The 16,365-nt window shown below is 35.2% G+C and carries 19 protein-coding genes; 12 read left to right on the top strand and 7 right to left on the bottom strand.

Annotated features, from left to right (window positions below; all coding sequences use genetic code 11):
- The first annotated feature begins 6 nt into the window (after positions 1-6).
- The 3 genes from BC6307_RS20400 (at position 7) to BC6307_RS20390 (ending at position 1,720) form a co-directional block, all read left to right on the top strand.
- Positions 7-549, top strand: coding sequence for a DUF5381 family protein (locus tag BC6307_RS20400; RefSeq protein WP_066419963.1), 543 nt, complete (start codon positions 7-9; stop codon positions 547-549).
- 31 nt (positions 550-580) lie between these two features.
- Complete coding sequence (locus BC6307_RS20395) at positions 581-1,111, top strand: DUF5381 family protein (protein WP_066419965.1); 531 nt, start codon at positions 581-583, stop codon at positions 1,109-1,111.
- Between the two features lie 66 nt (positions 1,112-1,177).
- Complete coding sequence (locus BC6307_RS20390; protein ID WP_066419969.1) at positions 1,178-1,720, top strand: DUF5381 family protein; 543 nt, start codon at positions 1,178-1,180, stop codon at positions 1,718-1,720.
- 297 nt (positions 1,721-2,017) lie between these two features.
- Here the strand turns inward: BC6307_RS20390 and BC6307_RS20385 are convergent, their stop codons facing one another.
- The 7 genes from BC6307_RS20385 to BC6307_RS20355 all read right to left on the bottom strand — a co-directional run bounded on the left by BC6307_RS20385 (position 2,018) and on the right by BC6307_RS20355 (position 6,548).
- Positions 2,018-2,479, bottom strand: coding sequence for a DUF5085 family protein (locus tag BC6307_RS20385; RefSeq protein ID WP_066419970.1), 462 nt, complete (start codon positions 2,477-2,479; stop codon positions 2,018-2,020).
- A gap of 2 nt (positions 2,480-2,481) precedes the next feature.
- Positions 2,482-2,940 carry a DUF5085 family protein gene (locus BC6307_RS20380; RefSeq protein WP_066419971.1) on the bottom strand — a complete coding sequence of 153 codons (459 nt, stop codon included), beginning with the start codon at positions 2,938-2,940 and terminating at the stop codon, positions 2,482-2,484.
- A 57-nt stretch (positions 2,941-2,997) separates the two neighbouring features.
- Complete coding sequence (locus tag BC6307_RS20375; protein ID WP_066419972.1) at positions 2,998-3,762, bottom strand: hypothetical protein; 765 nt, start codon at positions 3,760-3,762, stop codon at positions 2,998-3,000.
- Between the two features lie 41 nt (positions 3,763-3,803).
- Positions 3,804-4,553 (bottom strand): hypothetical protein, encoded by a 750-nt coding sequence (locus BC6307_RS20370; protein ID WP_066419973.1) that lies wholly within the window; start codon positions 4,551-4,553, stop codon positions 3,804-3,806.
- Between the two features lie 9 nt (positions 4,554-4,562).
- Positions 4,563-5,786, bottom strand: coding sequence for a hypothetical protein (locus BC6307_RS20365; protein ID WP_066419974.1), 1,224 nt, complete (start codon positions 5,784-5,786; stop codon positions 4,563-4,565).
- A 110-nt stretch (positions 5,787-5,896) separates the two neighbouring features.
- On the bottom strand, positions 5,897-6,217 hold the full coding sequence (locus BC6307_RS20360) for a hypothetical protein (protein ID WP_066419975.1): 321 nt from the start codon (positions 6,215-6,217) through the stop codon (positions 5,897-5,899).
- 28 nt (positions 6,218-6,245) lie between these two features.
- Positions 6,246-6,548: a WXG100 family type VII secretion target gene (locus tag BC6307_RS20355; RefSeq protein WP_066419977.1), complete on the bottom strand. Its 303-nt coding sequence runs from the start codon at positions 6,546-6,548 to the stop codon at positions 6,246-6,248.
- Positions 6,549-6,938: 390 nt separating this feature from the next.
- Between BC6307_RS20355 and essC the strand changes: the two genes are divergently transcribed.
- From essC to BC6307_RS20310, 9 genes are all read left to right on the top strand, one after another.
- Positions 6,939-11,540 (top strand): type VII secretion protein EssC, encoded by a 4,602-nt coding sequence (gene essC / locus BC6307_RS20350; RefSeq protein WP_066419978.1) that lies wholly within the window; start codon positions 6,939-6,941, stop codon positions 11,538-11,540.
- Positions 11,533-11,784, top strand: coding sequence for a methyltransferase (locus tag BC6307_RS20345; protein WP_066419980.1), 252 nt, complete (start codon positions 11,533-11,535; stop codon positions 11,782-11,784). The genes essC and BC6307_RS20345 overlap by 8 nt, the downstream gene beginning before the upstream one ends.
- A gap of 27 nt (positions 11,785-11,811) precedes the next feature.
- Complete coding sequence (locus BC6307_RS20340) at positions 11,812-12,114, top strand: WXG100 family type VII secretion target (RefSeq protein ID WP_066419981.1); 303 nt, start codon at positions 11,812-11,814, stop codon at positions 12,112-12,114.
- Positions 12,115-12,140: 26 nt separating this feature from the next.
- Positions 12,141-12,446 carry a WXG100 family type VII secretion target gene (locus BC6307_RS20335; RefSeq protein WP_066419982.1) on the top strand — a complete coding sequence of 102 codons (306 nt, stop codon included), beginning with the start codon at positions 12,141-12,143 and terminating at the stop codon, positions 12,444-12,446.
- A gap of 88 nt (positions 12,447-12,534) precedes the next feature.
- A complete protein-coding gene (locus BC6307_RS20330) occupies positions 12,535-13,263 on the top strand; it encodes a hypothetical protein (RefSeq protein ID WP_066419983.1) in 729 nt (242 codons plus the stop codon).
- Between the two features lie 219 nt (positions 13,264-13,482).
- The gene (locus BC6307_RS20325) at positions 13,483-14,199 is read left to right on the top strand and encodes a BTB/POZ domain-containing protein (RefSeq protein WP_157076702.1); all 717 of its coding nucleotides are present in this window, start codon (positions 13,483-13,485) and stop codon (positions 14,197-14,199) included.
- Positions 14,200-14,211: 12 nt separating this feature from the next.
- Positions 14,212-15,777 (top strand): Mbeg1-like protein, encoded by a 1,566-nt coding sequence (locus BC6307_RS20320; RefSeq protein ID WP_066419987.1) that lies wholly within the window; start codon positions 14,212-14,214, stop codon positions 15,775-15,777.
- Positions 15,778-15,792: 15 nt separating this feature from the next.
- Positions 15,793-16,014 carry a hypothetical protein gene (locus BC6307_RS20315; protein WP_066419988.1) on the top strand — a complete coding sequence of 74 codons (222 nt, stop codon included), beginning with the start codon at positions 15,793-15,795 and terminating at the stop codon, positions 16,012-16,014.
- 45 nt (positions 16,015-16,059) lie between these two features.
- Positions 16,060-16,362, top strand: coding sequence for a WXG100 family type VII secretion target (locus tag BC6307_RS20310; RefSeq protein ID WP_066419989.1), 303 nt, complete (start codon positions 16,060-16,062; stop codon positions 16,360-16,362).
- The last annotated feature ends 3 nt before the right edge of the window (positions 16,363-16,365 follow it).

Here is a 16,365-nt window from a genome sequence, read left to right as displayed (position 1 = left end):
ACATATATGGATGAAATTATAGCTTCCTACATTATAGAAGACAACAGTAAAGTAGAGTTAATTTATCATAAAACAAATTCAGGATGCCTATTATTTTCATTTTTTAGCTTGTTTGGAATGGCGGGGATAATTTTGTTTTTTTTGCCGAAGTCTTTTGTATTGGCACTACTCGGCATTTTCATAACAGTTGTAGGACTTATTATACTGGTTCCATTATTTTTAATAGTAATGTCTGTTCTTAAAAAAGGACGAACGTTAATGACAATTGAAAATAATAGAATTCACAACGACAAACATGACATCCTTTTATCAGAAGTTACCGAAATAAGTTATGGGTGGAAATTTCTTGCGTTTAAGTCTATCATTTTAACAACAAAAAATAAAAAAACATTTAAGCTGCCAACGTACAATTTAGTACCTGATAGGGTGCTAGAAAAGTTTGTCGATACATATGTTATTCCTAATGTTGATCCAAATGTCTTTCATGATAGGGGTATATTGGATCATCATTATACGGAGCAGGCTGAAAAAATAAGTGAGAAAATGTAAATAAAATAAGGAACTGTAGAGGTACAACTTCATGAATCAAAAAATAGCAGATACATATATTAAACAAAACGATGAAAAAGTAGAACTAATATATCATAACTCTAACGTTAGTTGTCTGCTAATAACGGCGTTTCTTCTGATCGCTATGTGTGTAGGTATTTTCATCTTTTTACCAGACTCTTTTCTAATATCGTTAATTGGAATTATGGTGGCTATCGTTGGCATAATCTTCACCGCTTCTGTCCTAAAGAAAATATTCTCCGTTCGCAAAAGAGGGAACACATTAATAACAATCGAAAATAATAAAATTCGAAATGATCAATACGATATACGTTTATCCGAAATTACAGAAATCAATTTTGGATGGAGGGACAATACATATAAAAGTGTTATTGTTACAACCAAAAATAAACAAATCTATTATTTTCCCACCTATAATTTAATTTCAGATAGAGTACTAGAAAAGTTTGTTGATGATTTCGTTTTTCCCTATGTGGCACCAAATGCTACTTATAATAAAGTAGGTTTAGATCATCATCATGTTAAAAATATGTCACAGTAATACGAAGGGGTCTCCTATTTCAAACGGACCTCTTATTTTCAGTTAGTAGGAGGTGGTTAATATATAATGAACGATAATATGTTTTCTCATATTAAACAAGAAAACAATAAAGTAGAGTTATACTATCATCATTTTAATTCAGGTTGTGCATTATTTGCGGGGTTTCTCTTAATTGCCATGTGTATTGCCATCTTTTTTATATTACCAAACTCAATCATACTAGCGTTACTTGGTATAGTAGTTTCTATCATAGGATTAGTGTTTTTCGGTGCATTTATCATCAAAATATTATCTGTTATGTCTAAAGGAAAGACGCTCGTTACTATCGAAAATAATAGAATTTGTAACGTAAAGCATGACATACCTCTATCTGATGTTACTGCGGTGAGATTTGGCTGGCAGTTTGGTGTGTTTAAGTGTATTTTCTTAACAGCTAATAACAAAAAAACGTATAGATTCTCTACATATAATTTTGTACCAGATACAGAAATCGAGCTGTTTGTAGACAAATTTATTGTACCCCTTGCAGCACCAAATGTGGTTGTAGAAGGCAGAGAAAAATTGGCGCATCATGATGTTCAAAACATGGCAAAAAATAAACAAGTTTGAAATACGTTATGAATAACTGCATAGTTTTATCCTATGAGGAGCAACCTCAGAAATGTGTTTTTGTTAATAAAAGGAGTTGTAATAATGGATGAATACGCAGTTTCCCATATATAACAAAATGTATGAGGAAATATAAATGTTAAATAAGTGAACGAGGAAAGGAAGTACGATAAGGTTTGGCTGTAGATTATAAGTTTCTAGAAGAATGCAATAAAAAGGGCATTTCATGTTGGTGAAATGCCTCACTTCAAAAAAAGGTCGATTTCCAAATTCTAAAATGCCCGCAACCATATAAATTTACTTCCATGCTTCCTCTAAATTTTGCACGACTCCTATTTTAATAAACATATATTGTAACGTTTCATCCCCTGAAAGAACATGAAAGATAGGAGTAACTTGCTTTAAATAGTTTTCTTCCATATATTGAAACAACATTCCGTAGGCTATCTCTGTATTCGTTTCAAAATTGTTTTGGACACAAATAGAGACCATATTTTCGATATTATAATAGCTTTGGAAATGCATATCATCTAACAATGAGACAGAGTCGTCCTCTATCGGCATGAAAAACTCGACATGTGTGATTTCGTCTTTTGGAACATTATTCAACGTATAAAATAACGGACCTTTTATATTCTGTGTTTGCTTAAACACGTCATTTATAAAATCTTCTATATGTTGATCCATTTCTTCGTAGTGGAACACATACTTTCTCGATAGAACGTTTTTCACTTTAATAGAATCATTCGGATTAATCACTATTACTCCTCCTTTTCAATCGGAGCAAAAATATCGATAATTCCATCACCGTATACATCTAAATAAATATTATAAAATGGCTCTTTGAGTAAGAAGTTATTTGCCTCAGCACAAGCACGTAAAATTTCGTAAGATTCCTCAATATCTTCATCTAAATCAGCATGCCTTAACAGCAAACCATCCTCATAATGAAGTAACTCATCAAATGAAAAAGGAGCGTTTTCTTCCATTGTAACTGGTTGATTGATAGGAACATGGAAGGTGTAATCAGCTTCAGGAATTTCCTCGCCGCTATCCCCTATATTTTCTACCTGATAAATAACAGGTCCAGTTCCGTACAATCCGTTATTGATAATTGCATTTCTTAACGTTTTAGCTTCTTCGTACCATTGGTCCATCCTCGTTCGATACGTTGTTTTTATTACATTGTTAAACATCATACTAGTCCGTTTAATTTTCACTATGAACCCTCCGTTCTATGAGAACTCTAGAATTTTTAGTTTGTTTTGTGAAATTATTCATTCATTATTTGTATCATGTTTTATACTCTCAGGAGGCTCAATATAAAAAGATTTAAATTTAAACTTACAGTAAGCTAACAACAAAAACTCAGGCCACACTAGAGCGATGGCATATTGTATTAAAGATACTAATAAAAGAATAAAATATAACTCTAGCATAATTGTGAAAGGATAAAGTGAATTCTCTAGCATTTTTGGAATAGCCCCTCCAACCATGGTGAGTCCAAAAATAATCGGTATACTAACATACGACTTAGATTGTGAAAAGTTCAGTATACCATTTCCGCCTTCTCGGAAATGGCCATCCTTCACTCGGTTTACAGCTCTTATAATTGAAAGAATAAGAAATACTATTCCCCCCAGCATTATTGATGTACCTAATTGACCAACATAAGTAGGAACAGATTTATCTTCATATGCAGTAAAAAATATATAATATCCTTCCAGTGACATTTTTATTGTTACGAAGCATAAAAAAATACTTTGAAACCTTTGAAAGGTGAACGCTCTTTTTTCATGAAAATAATAAAAAGTTATCACAGCTTGAACTATTAAAATACTAATAGAAACAGGTACAATAATATTCCAAGATGGATGAATAATATTAGGGCTTTGCCATCTAGCGAATAGTAACACAGCATTCATTACAGCACTATACATTAATACGCCTAATAAACCACCAGAAATATTAGGCGGATATAATCTATCGGTTGCAATATCATCAAATAACATAAAATCTTCTTCGTTATATTTTTTTAGCATAATAACTCCTATGTATATTTAATACTATTTATTTACTACATTCACATTTCTATTCGCTTAGGAGGATTTGCCTTGAAGGTTTTAAATCTATGTTTACAGTAAGCTAATAAGAAAAACTCCGGCCATGCTACAGCAATTGCAAATTGTAATAAAGCCATTAAGGATAATATAAAGTAAATCTCAAGCATACTAGATAATGGATGATAGGAATTACTTAACATTCTCATGAATGCTCCTCCGGTAATGGTTGCTCCGAAAATAATTGGTAAGCTAACATACGATTTGGAGTCTTTGAAGTCTAATAATCCTTTTTGGCCTTTTCGAAAATGTCCATCTCTAACACGTTTTACAGCTCTTAAGATGGAAAGAATAAGAAACATTAGTCCACTCACGAGGAAGATGATAGCAAAAAGCCCGAAATAGGACGGTGCAAATCTATCTTCCAAAATAGCAAAATAAACGATATAACCTTCTACAGAAACTTTAAAGGTTACGATACATACAAAAATAGATTGGAAGTTTTGATAGGCAAACGCCCTTTTTTGATTAAAAAAGAATAAAGTAATTATTGATTGAATAATAAATAAGCTGATACAAATAGGTAAGACAAAATCCCAAATTGGATTATTAATATAGGAGCTATACATAACAGCGTATAAAAGAACTCCATTTATTGCTGCGCTAAGGAATAGCGCACCTATTAACCCAACAGAGATGTTGCTTGGTAACAACCTTTCTGTTGAAACTTCCTTTAATTTCAAAAAATCCTTTTCTTCATATTTATTTAACATAAGCTACTCCTAAAAGAAAATTTTGGTCAAGTTTTTACCAATTGATACAACTGCATTATTTCTAATTTCTTTCAAATCATTGCCAATGTCGGATATTTTATTTGCGGCTGTATTTGCAAAGTCTTTTGTATGATCTACAATACTCTTCGGTGGTGGATCACCAAATTTTATATTGACTAGGGAGTGTATAACTATCCCAGTACCTGCTCCTACGACTGTACCAACTGGAGGTAAAAAGAAGGAACCGAATGCAGCACCTGTAGCGAATGAGGTTGCCGCTACAGATAAATCTATAGTAGTATCTACAGCAAACTTTTTTTGATTTTCCTCTGAAAAATTCCAGCCTGTTCCACTACTGTTTTTAAATGTATTAATAAAGTTATCCCCTACAGTTAGTGCTGTTCCAGCAGCTCCGAAGAATTTAGCACCTTTTTGTAAATTACTAACGCCTTTCCAATTAAAATCATCCCAAAACTTAAACCCACCTTTTAAGCTGCTATTAAACGATTGCTTAAAATTACCGATTGGATCAACTCTACTGTTTATATAAGTATTTACTGCAGTATTATTGGAAAATTTGTTGTAATTGTCAGTAATAACTCCTTTCGCTCCTTTACCGGTAACATAAATAGGTATGCCTCCCCCGTTAAGTAAGCGTTCTACAAATCTCCTTTTGTATGTACCGCTTTCTCCTCCAAACTCTCTTACTAAAGTATTCCGGATATCATTATATTGCCTAGAGTTATTGCTTCGCATCTCTTTACCAATCAGTTGAAAAAAGACTTTACCGTCCTTCTTAAATATATTGAATTTCAAGTTTTTCCCTTGTTGTAATTTAACTTTATCGGAAATTGCGTCTTTTGCAATTTGCAAAGCTATATTTCTTGCTAATATCGGATGGGCACCTAATGCAGCTAACGACTTATAAATATTACCAAGGTTGCCACTCTTCCTCAACGCTTTATTAGCTAAAAAGTTATCGATTTCAAAGTATCGTTGGGAAGAAGACGCTACAAATCTTTCTATTCGTTTTATGTTGCTCTCGAGCTGTTTAATATCGGAACACACTTTTGAAATTCTACCATCTGCATTGCTTCTGTTGCGAACTTTCCATTCCATCCTGTTTTTTGTTTGGGTTAAGTTTACTCTTGAATCACCTAACAAAGAAAGGGGTTTTCTTAATTGGTCGTTCGCATTTTTTATTGTATGGTCGTCTAATTTTATTTTCTTCAATGTATATGTCCTCCTTTCTAGGGTTCTATTAATGTTTACGATGAACTAAAGAAAAAATATGTTGGCTCGATTCGACTCGGAGATCGGAACCAAACGTATTCTTCTCACCACTACTTATTTGCAGCTTTTTCTCTTTCCGCTCTTTCTCTTGCTTCTCTTTCGGCTCTCTCACGTGCTTCTCTTTCTTCTCTCTCAATCTCGTAGGCGGCTGTCATGATCGCATTTTCAATTGATTCAAGTTCGTTTGTTATTCTAGTTATCTCTTTATTGATGTTATCGATAGCGATGTTTACATAGTCTATTTCTTTCGCTTGCCAGCCACTATTTAATGTAGTTTTAAATGAATTCAACTGGTCTATTACTCTAGTTAATGAAGAACGGTTTGACACAATTTCTGATACCTGATTTCTAGCATAACTAACTGTTCCCATCGTTTACTCCTTTCATATAATAGTTGTCTTAGCTAATTAAACCTTTAGCTTTCGTAATAATTTCACTTTGAGCATCACGATACGTTTTGGCGCAAAATTTAAGATGTTCTGCGAATTCTCTCATATATTTGACGTTTCTTTTAATATCCTTTTCTAAACCTTTAATTTGCCTCTCATAAATGATATGATCTTCTCCTTGCCAACAACCTCTCATTGCATTTACTTCAGAAAGCAACTCATGATAAACACTCTCATATTCATTAGCGTTTTTTTCTAATTTTTTTGCAACGCTATCCAAGTTAGTCGGATCAACAACCATTTTTCTTGCCATGCACATAACCTCCTTTATAAAGAAATTTTTAGGTACTATATATCCCTTTCCATATATCCAATACACCAATATGCCTACGCATCAATTCCTAATTCTTTTTAATATTTTAATTATATTTGGGTTATATTGCCATACAAAAATGGGCTTCTTTCAATAACGGGTAAAAAAGACCTACAAACAACTCCGTCACAATAACTACACAGGGATTTCGAACCGGTAACATTTGACCATTTTTCTAGACCGTATCGACAAAGGATAGCGATAAATAATAAGATTGAGTTAACAGGATAATTGTGGAAGAGGCCAGGTAAATTAAGTAATAATTCTGAGTCTTATGCATCAAGGAGAATAGTAAGTTTCTAGACTTGTTTCACAAGGGGATAGTTAAAAATGATTGTAACTCTCATTAATAAACAAACGATAAATTCTATTACGTTACCAGAAAAGGTAAGAGGACAATATTGGACATACGATTCGACAGGAAAAACACCGAAAAAACTTATTGGAATTGAAGGGGTAAATGGCGAATGGGTGTTAAAGTCCAATAAAAATGTAAAAGTATTGGATCATTCTGGGGACTCTATCCGTAATACAATATTAAGTCCGTTAAGTATATACAATTTAAAGGTGGAAGGGGAGGATGTGAAAACTTTCGTATTTACAGAACCGAATACGGAAGATCGGCAAACGTTTACGAAGTATGTGCTCGAGAATGATTTAGATATAACGATTGGTAGAAGTGAGCAGTGTGACGTTGTCCTTGAGAACCGGTTTGTTTCCGCAAAACATGCGACGCTCCACTTTATTCAAGGTCAATGGAGCATTGTCGATGAAGGAAGTACGAATGGTACTTTCGTAGATGGAAATAAAGTAAAAAGAAAAAACTTAAACATTGGCGATATGATTTACATCATGGGCTACAAAATCATCGTTGGAAGCTTCTTTCTTGCTGTTAACAATCCAGATGGAAAGCTTTCCATACGGAGTAAAGCATTAAAACCATTTGTAAATCAGCGAGCAGAAGCAACGGATGAAGAAGAAGAGTATGAAGCACCAGCTGTTGATTTCTTTTATCGCTCTCCACGATTTAAACGTGATGTAGAAAAAGCACTATTTAAAATTGATCCACCACCTCCAAATGCAATCGGTGATGAGACGCCGATTATGTTAGTTGTCGGTCCTTCCATGACGATGGGGATGGCTTCGATGGGTACGGCGATTTTCGCGATTAATAATGCGATGGCGAATGGAAATATTGGGGCAGCAACTCCAGCTATTATTATGTCAGCAAGTATGCTGTTAGGTACTGTCATGTGGCCTATCTTAACTCGTACTTTTGATAAAAGGCGTAGACATAAGAAAGAGAAAATTCGCCAAGAAAAATATAAAAAATATTTAGATCGTTTTGCTGTTTTATTCAATGAAGAATGTGAAAAGCAGGAAGAAATTCTTCGTGAAAATCATGTACCGATTTCCGATTGTGTAGAACGGATAGAAAATGTTCAACGTAACCTTTGGGAGCGAGGACTAGGGCAAAATGATTTTTTAAAGTTAAGAGTAGGTCTAGGAAATGGCATTCTTGATGCGGATATTTCGTATGGGGAGAAGAAGTTTTCGATTGATGATGATAACTTACAAGAAGAGTTATACATGTTAAGTGAAACTCCTAAAGTATTAAAAGATATTCCTATCACTCTATCTTTATTTGAAGATCATATTTCAGGAGTCATTGGTGATCGGAAACAAACGGTCGAATTTGCGAAAGGGTTAATTTTTCAATTAGCTGCCCTATACAGTTACGATGAAGTGAAAATGGTTTTCGTATATGACGAAGAGGAAGAAACGGAGTTTGGATTTACGAAATGGTTGCCACATGTGTGGAGCAACGATAATGATTTTCGTTTCATTGCGACAAATAATAATGAAGTAAAAGAAGTATCCGCTTTTATTGAAAAAGAAATTGAGTATCGTTCGAAAATAAATGAAGGCGACCTTGAAGACGTTACACCTTATTACATTATTTTTGCAATGAGTAAAACGTTAGCGATTCGAGCGGAAATGTTAAAGCAAGTGTACGCGAAGAAAAACAATATTCATATAAGTGTTTTAACGTTCTATGACGAGCTGAAAACATTGCCGAAAGAGTGCACAATGGTCGTCGAGCTAGAAGAAAACGTCGGAAAGCTTTTTGATAAAAATGATATAACTGGCGAAACGATTACGTTTGCTCCAGATATTTTCTTATCAAAAGATCCGAATGAATTAAGTGTGAAGCTAGCAAACGTACCACTTGATTCGTCAGCGAGTAACTTCCATTTACCGAAGATGGTTCAGTTTCTTGAAATGTTCGGTGTAGGTAAAGTAGAGCATTTAAACTCGTTAACAAGATGGAAAGATAATGATCCAACAAAATCATTAGAAGCAGCGGTCGGAGTGGATACGTTAGGTGAAACTTTTAAACTCGACTTGCATGAAAAGTTCCACGGCCCTCACGGATTGGTCGCAGGGATGACAGGGTCTGGTAAAAGTGAGTTTATAATTACGTACATACTATCGCTAGCTGTTAACTATCATCCAAACGAAGTCGCGTTTATTTTAATTGACTACAAAGGTGGAGGAATGGCAAAGTCGTTCGAAAACTTGCCACACACAGCCGGTATCATTACGAACTTGGATGGGGCAGCGATTAAACGCTCCCTAATTTCGATTGAAAGTGAATTAAAGCGACGTCAGGCTATTTTTGCCGAGGCTAGTAAAAAGGTTGGCGAAAGTAATATCGATATTTATAAATACCAAAAGCTCGTTCGCGAAGGTGTCGTACATGAACCACTTCAACATTTATTCATTATTTCCGACGAGTTCGCAGAGTTGAAAACACAACAACCAGAGTTTATGGAGCAGCTAGTTAGTGCGGCTCGTATCGGCCGAAGCTTAGGAGTCCATCTAATACTCGCAACGCAAAAACCGAGTGGAGTAGTCGATGACCAAATTTGGAGTAATAGTAAATTTAGAGTGTGTTTGAAAGTACAAGAACGAGCAGACTCTATGGATATGTTAAAACGTCCGGATGCTGCGGAGCTGAAAGATACCGGTCGATTTTACCTTCAAGTTGGGTATAACGAATTGTTTGAATTAGGGCAATCCTCTTGGGCGGGAGCACCGTACTATCCATCCGATAAAGTTGTAGTCGAGAAGGATGATAGTGTCGTCGTCATTGACAGAAACGGGCGTCCGATTAAAGAAGCAAAAATGGATAAAAAGAAACATACAACTGCGAATCCGAAAAAACAGATGGACGTTATTACTGAGTATTTAGCCCATATTGCGAAGGAAGAAAAGATAAAAATACGTCCACTTTGGTTAGAACCAATTCCGGCAGTTGTTTTACGAGATAAACTAATGGAAAAATATAATGTTTCTCAACAAGAAACACATATGTTAAACCCGATTATCGGTGAATATGATGACCCGGCAAGACAGCAGCAATGCTTATTACGACTGCCACTTTCTGAGGAAGGTAATACCGTTATTTACGGTTCGGCAGGTAGTGGGAAAACCACTTTCTTAACGACGATGATTTATTCGTTAATGAAAGAACATACGCCAGATGAAGTAAACATCTATATACTAGACTTCGCCGCAGAAACATTGCAAGCCTTCTCCAAAGCTCCACACGTAGGAGATGTGATGTTGTCGTACGAAGGAGAAAAAATTAGTAATCTATTTAAAATGCTGTTAGGTGAAGTGGAGAAACGAAAGAAGAAGTTCGCAGACTTCGGCGGGGATTACCACTCCTACAGTAAAGCTACTGGAGAAAAAGTACCTTCTATCGTCGTAGCAATAAACAACTTTGCAGCCTTTACTGAAATATATGAAGAAAAAGAAGAAGCCGTCTCGTTTTTATCTAGAGAAGGAACGAAATATGGCATTTATTTTGTGTTATCTGCACTAAGCACAAATGTCGTTCGGTTCCGGTTATTGCAAAACTTTAAACAGCTATTAACGCTTCAATTAAATGATGAAACTGATTATTCGACAGTTGTTGGTAAAACAGAAGGGCTATATCCGTCTAAGAATAAAGGTCGAGGGCTAGTGAAGACAGATAGAATTTATGAATTCCAAGTTGCGCATATAACGGATCCAGAAAAGACGTTCCAATTCGTGCGCGAAGAATGTGCACAGCTAGCAGAGTCTTGGCAAGGTAATACTGCAACGAAAATTCCAATTTTACCGGAAAATGTGGATATTGAATTTTTATCCGAATATGTAATAAAGGATAAGAGCTTAAACATACCGATTGGGGTAGAAAGAAACTCTTTACGTGTTCATTATTACCCGTTCGGTAAATCGTATATTCACGTTGTGTTATCCAATGACACGGAATTCCATTCGTTTGTTGAAAAATTGTCGGTGTTGATGGCAACGAAAGCGAGGTTAGATGTTTCTGTGATTGACCCGCTAAATGACTTTAAGGATTCTGTTTCCGACACTGAACTTTCTTATTATTCTTCTAGCAAGGAGCTGGAGGATTTAATATCTCAAATGTTTGATTTAGTTGTTTTCCGCAACAACACGTACAAAGATGCATTAGAAAAAGGAGAAGAAGTAGAAAACTTCGAGCAAAAAGTATATGTGATCCATTCTATTTCTGCGCTGAAAAATACGTTAAGTAGTGAAGGGGCTGAAAAGCTTTCCTTAATTCTTGAAAAGGGGGAAGCAAAGTATGGTATTACGTTTATCATTGCAGAACAATCGAACAATCTTTCAGGTGGTATAACTTTCGAAAGTTGGTATAAGAAGCATGTCAATGCAAGTAATGGTATTTGGGTGGGGAATGGCATAACCGAGCAATATAACTTAAAACCATCCAAAATTACGAGTGAAATGCGTGATGAGATCTCGTCCGATTTCGGCTTCGCTCTTCAGCAAGGTAAAGGTGTAAAAATAAAGCTATTAAACGCTGTAAAGGAGAATGAGGACAACGATGAATAAAATACTTGTTGAAATTTTTCTTCCTGCTGCCAATATGAGCTTTGATGTTTACATACCAGTAGAAAGCAAAATGAGTGAAATACTAACACTAGTATCTTCCTTACTAAGCGAATTATCAGATGGAAAATACAAAGCGACGAAAGATGCAGTGTTATGTGATGCGCAAACAGGAATTATTTTCAATATTAACATGGCTATTTCAGAACTGGGTATTCAACACGGTTCTAAGCTCATGCTGATATAAATTAAAAAACGGAGAGGAGCAAAAATTATGGCAAAAAGAATTAGAGTAACCCCGCAAGAACTAGAAACAGCTTCTAAGAAAATCCAAGGTATTTCAGAATCATACACGGAGATTTATACACAGCTAATGCAACAAGCTAGCACAATGGGAGAGGCTTGGGAAGGTGCTGACAACGTCGCATTCGTTAACCAAATTACAGGGTTTACAGATGAATTAAGAGCAATGGCAGATAAACTATCTCATGCAAGCCAAGCGCTGAACACAATTAAAACAAACTACGTACAAAGACAAGAGCACAACATTGCTTCTGTTAAAAAGCTAGTAAACTAATTTTTTGAAAAAGGAGAGGAACAAATATGGCTGGACATATTAAAGTTAATACTTCCCAGGTTACACAAATCGCAAATACGATCGAATCCCTAAATCAACGACTAGAGAATGAACTAAGAACGAGTCAATCAACAATCAAAAATTTATCTAACGCTTGGGAAGGGGAAGCATCTCAAGCAACAATCGCTGCTTACGATGAGTTCTCAGCAAAATACTTCCAACAATATTACGACATTCTAGACAACTACGTAAAATTCTTACGACTAAACGTCGACCAAGGTTATTTCGAAACAGAAACTGCTAATACGAACTTAGCAGACGCGTTTAAATAATACCGATAGAAGTTACTTAGAATGGAGGCGATGGGTTTCCGTCGCCTCCATATTAGTTTTAAAAGAAAAAAGAAGCTTGAGGTATAGTATGAAAAATATATCGTCCATAATAGTACTGTTACTTTTTGTATTTATTGGTATAAGCGGATGTGCTAAACAAACAACCGAACAAGACGGTAAAGAGAATGAGCAGCCAATGCTTACATATTTAAATGAGAAATATGATACTGAATTTACTACTGTGGAATATATTCCAGCAAAACGTGGCTTCAATGATAGTATGAACCAAAATATTTTAGTTGCCGAGTCTGAGGATGGACTTCGAGTCGAAGTAAGAGAAACAGTGAGTAACCCTGGTAAATATATGGATACTTATCTAAATGCTTACGCAGCCAAGCTAATTTCTAATAAATTTAACTATAATTCTATTACCAATGTACAATTTGCAAAAACGTATATCAATCTAAGGTCAAGGGAAGTAAGTCTAGAGGATTTGCAAAAAGACAATTTTGTCATCACAAATGATATTGTCATTAACTTCTCTAGCATCATTTCTATATTAGGTGATGTAAGTGAGGAAGCCCTAGTTGAACTTTATGACGTATATACTGAACAAGTGGCGTTAGGTTATAAACGAAATGTGTTTGTTGCTTCATTTGGTGGAGATCCAGTCAAATCAGAAAAATATGTGAATAGCTATGCCATTTACGGTATCAGAAATTGGGAAGTATATGATGAATCTGTAAAAGCTGTCATCGTGGTTACGGACAACGGCTTATCGTATGAAGAATTCAAGCATCAAATAATTTATAGGTAAAAATTGAGATTAAGAAAGTAGGTAAGATGTGAAACTATTAAAGCTTCTTATCATTATTATGACGATATTAAGTTTAAAAATAGAACAAAAATAATACTGAATTTGAATGTAACTCTTAGGAGTTAATATAGATATGTATTAAGTGCAATTACGTATTTGTTAAGGAAAGTTGTTACAGATAACCGTTTATCCAGAAAAATATTGAAAGTAGGGTTTAAAATGAAACGAAAAATGATGAAAAAGGTGGGAGTTATTCTTATGGCATTTTCCATTTTAGGCATGTTAGGTTGTAACACAATTAATGACAAAACTGCTGAACTAGTACGCAAAGAGTTAAACGAAAAGTATAATCAAGAATTCGAAGTGATTGCTCTCGGTGCGAGAATGGGAACGAAAGATAATAATACGGTTACAAGTTATGTTCAAGACAAAAACGGAGTTGTTTTTTCTGTTGTGATGGATACAAAAGGGACTATTAAATCCGAAAATTATTTACGTCGAAAAGTGGGAACAGCTGCAGGAACTGTATTAGTAGATGAACTAAACAAACATAACATGGAATCAAAAGTAAACTTACATGTAAGCGGTGGAAAAGAGATTCATGACGTGGATATAAAATTGCACGATTATATTGATTCCCATACTCCGGATTATTTTGTAGGAAAACTTTTGCTAAAAGAGACGAATCAGCTGACACATGAGAATGTTAAAAGCGCATATGAATCTACCTATAAACAATTGAAAAATACTCCCCTTCAGACGGACGTCTGGGTCATTGCTAGCGAAGATTATGATAAGGCAGTAACAGAATTTCAAAAAAATCCTGACGTTAGTGAAGAGTGGTTTGATGATTATAAAGTGATATCAAAGTTTTATATTGATATGAGCAATGAAGGTCTAGATTCTGACAATGAAGAAATAAAAGGAAACATGTAGGGGGGATAAGTATTGGCATACTCAGATCAAATGTTAAAAGTTGCTACTGATATAGCGTATGAAGATTTAGATAAAATCATTGATAAGATGCCCCGTCATATGAGAACATCCCCTTCAATTGAACAAATAATAGAGTATGCGCAAAATAACGGCCAGGGGGATTTAGTTACAAGAGTTGAAAATATACTAAGTAATCCCGAATATGCTAATTTGAAAGATGATATTTTAAATTGGAAAATAGTTGATGTACACAATAAAAATGATTTGGATGGAAATGGTTTCTACGGCTGTGTCATTGATACTGGTTCAGGTGGATTATTAACTTCCTTTAGAGGAAGTGAACCAATTACAAATCATCAACACGCAAAACAAGACTGGGTAGACGCGGACATTGGCCTAGTTAATTCTATCTCGACGAAACAGCAGGAAGAAGCTGTTGCATTTTTAGAGAAAATACAAAACTCGGACTATATTAAAAACTACGATAGTATTGCCTTCACTGGGCATTCATTAGGTGGGAATTTATCGTTCCATGCAACGATTATGTCAACACAGTATTCGGAGATTTTTTCTAGACTACAGCAGAGCACCAATTTTGATGGTCCTGGATTCTCCAATGAGTATATTAGAGAACATGCAGACCAAATAGCTCTTGTTGCAGAAAAATTAGGCTCTAACAATATGAAGCATTACCAATGGAGTGTCGTAGGGACGATACTCGAACCCCTTCCAGGTGTCAGTTTCATAACGCTAGATACTAATTTTCCGGATGGACCAATAAAGAAATTTATTCATTACATTGGAGGAAAACATTCTACAGATGCTCTAAAGTTTGACCCAGTAACAGGAATGGCAGCAAGAGGAGAAATGACCTTTTATGAATTTACTGTAGGGAAATTCACGGAGTTCACCGACCGAATTCCAGCACCAATTGGTAACCTTTTAACGGATATTTTAAGCGGTATTATTATCGTTGCTACTTGGGATAACACCTTATTTAGAACGGCGGTAGTGTCTGGAGCTATTGGCGCTGGCGTTGCTGCTTTCGTGATTGGAATACCAGCTATCGCATTGGTTGGAAAAGTAGCGTTAGTAGGAGTAGCACTTTTAGCAGCAACTGTCATCATTGGGGCAGCACTGGAAGTAGTAGTGGAAGCTTTGATAGCGACTGCAACATTAATTGCTCAAGAGGTCGGGAGGTTTCTGAAATGGTCACAAAAACAAATCGATTCGTTAATAGGGTTTATACAAGGAGAAGTGGCTAAACTTAACCAATGGTTTAAACAAACATTTAACGCTGGATATAAATACGCAACAGCTAATCCGGTTGTGAAATTAGAAACATATAAACTACGAGTCTATGCAGACCGCTTGAGAAATGTAAACGCTCGTTTAAATCGTCTAGACAGCAGATTAAATTCTCTCTATTGGCAAGTTGGATTTCTAGATTTACTAACTTTAATGCGAGCGGACTTAATGACAGGAGAAAGCTGGAGAATTAAGAAGTGTATTAACTATTTAGAAGATACAGCAAATGATTTTGAAGCAGTAGAAAAAAGAATTATGAGCCAACTTTAATAGGGAGGTATCAGAATGAGTGGTCAACACGAACTATATGCAATTAAAAGAGAGCTTTTAAGTATTATTGATGAGATTGATAGTATTGCAGCCGGAATTAATAAAGATTTTGTCGGAATTGGCAATGAAAAATGTACGTCAAGTTTAAACAAGATCGCAAATAATTACCGAAACGTCAAATATAAACTCGATAGAATTGATACATCCAAATTATCCGAACAATTTGCGAAGAAGTAATGCTTATAATCTATTACTCTATTAGAATAGAAGGAAGGGAAGCGGATGAGCAAAATTAATGTCGATACGAGTGGTGTGATGAGGGCTGCTAAATCAATCTCATCGTATAACAAAGCGATTAGAAGTGACTTTTCAGGAGTAGAATCTTCCGTAAAATCGTTAAACGCATCCTGGGATGGAAAGGCATCAGATAAAGCAATTCAAGCATTTTTCAAAATAAAAGACGGTTACTCAGAGCCTCGATACACTGTAATGAATAATTTTGTTAAGTACTTAAACGAGCAAGTTGTAACAGGGTATAAAGAAACAGAAAAAGTGAACAAATCACTTGCTGATTTCTTTAAATAAAGG

It is taken from the genome of Sutcliffiella cohnii (assembly GCF_002250055.1).
In the GTDB taxonomy this organism is placed as follows: domain Bacteria; phylum Bacillota; class Bacilli; order Bacillales; family Bacillaceae_I; genus Sutcliffiella; species Sutcliffiella cohnii.
Note: the sequence above shows the minus strand (reverse complement) of the source record. Positions and strands in the feature narration are given on the sequence as shown.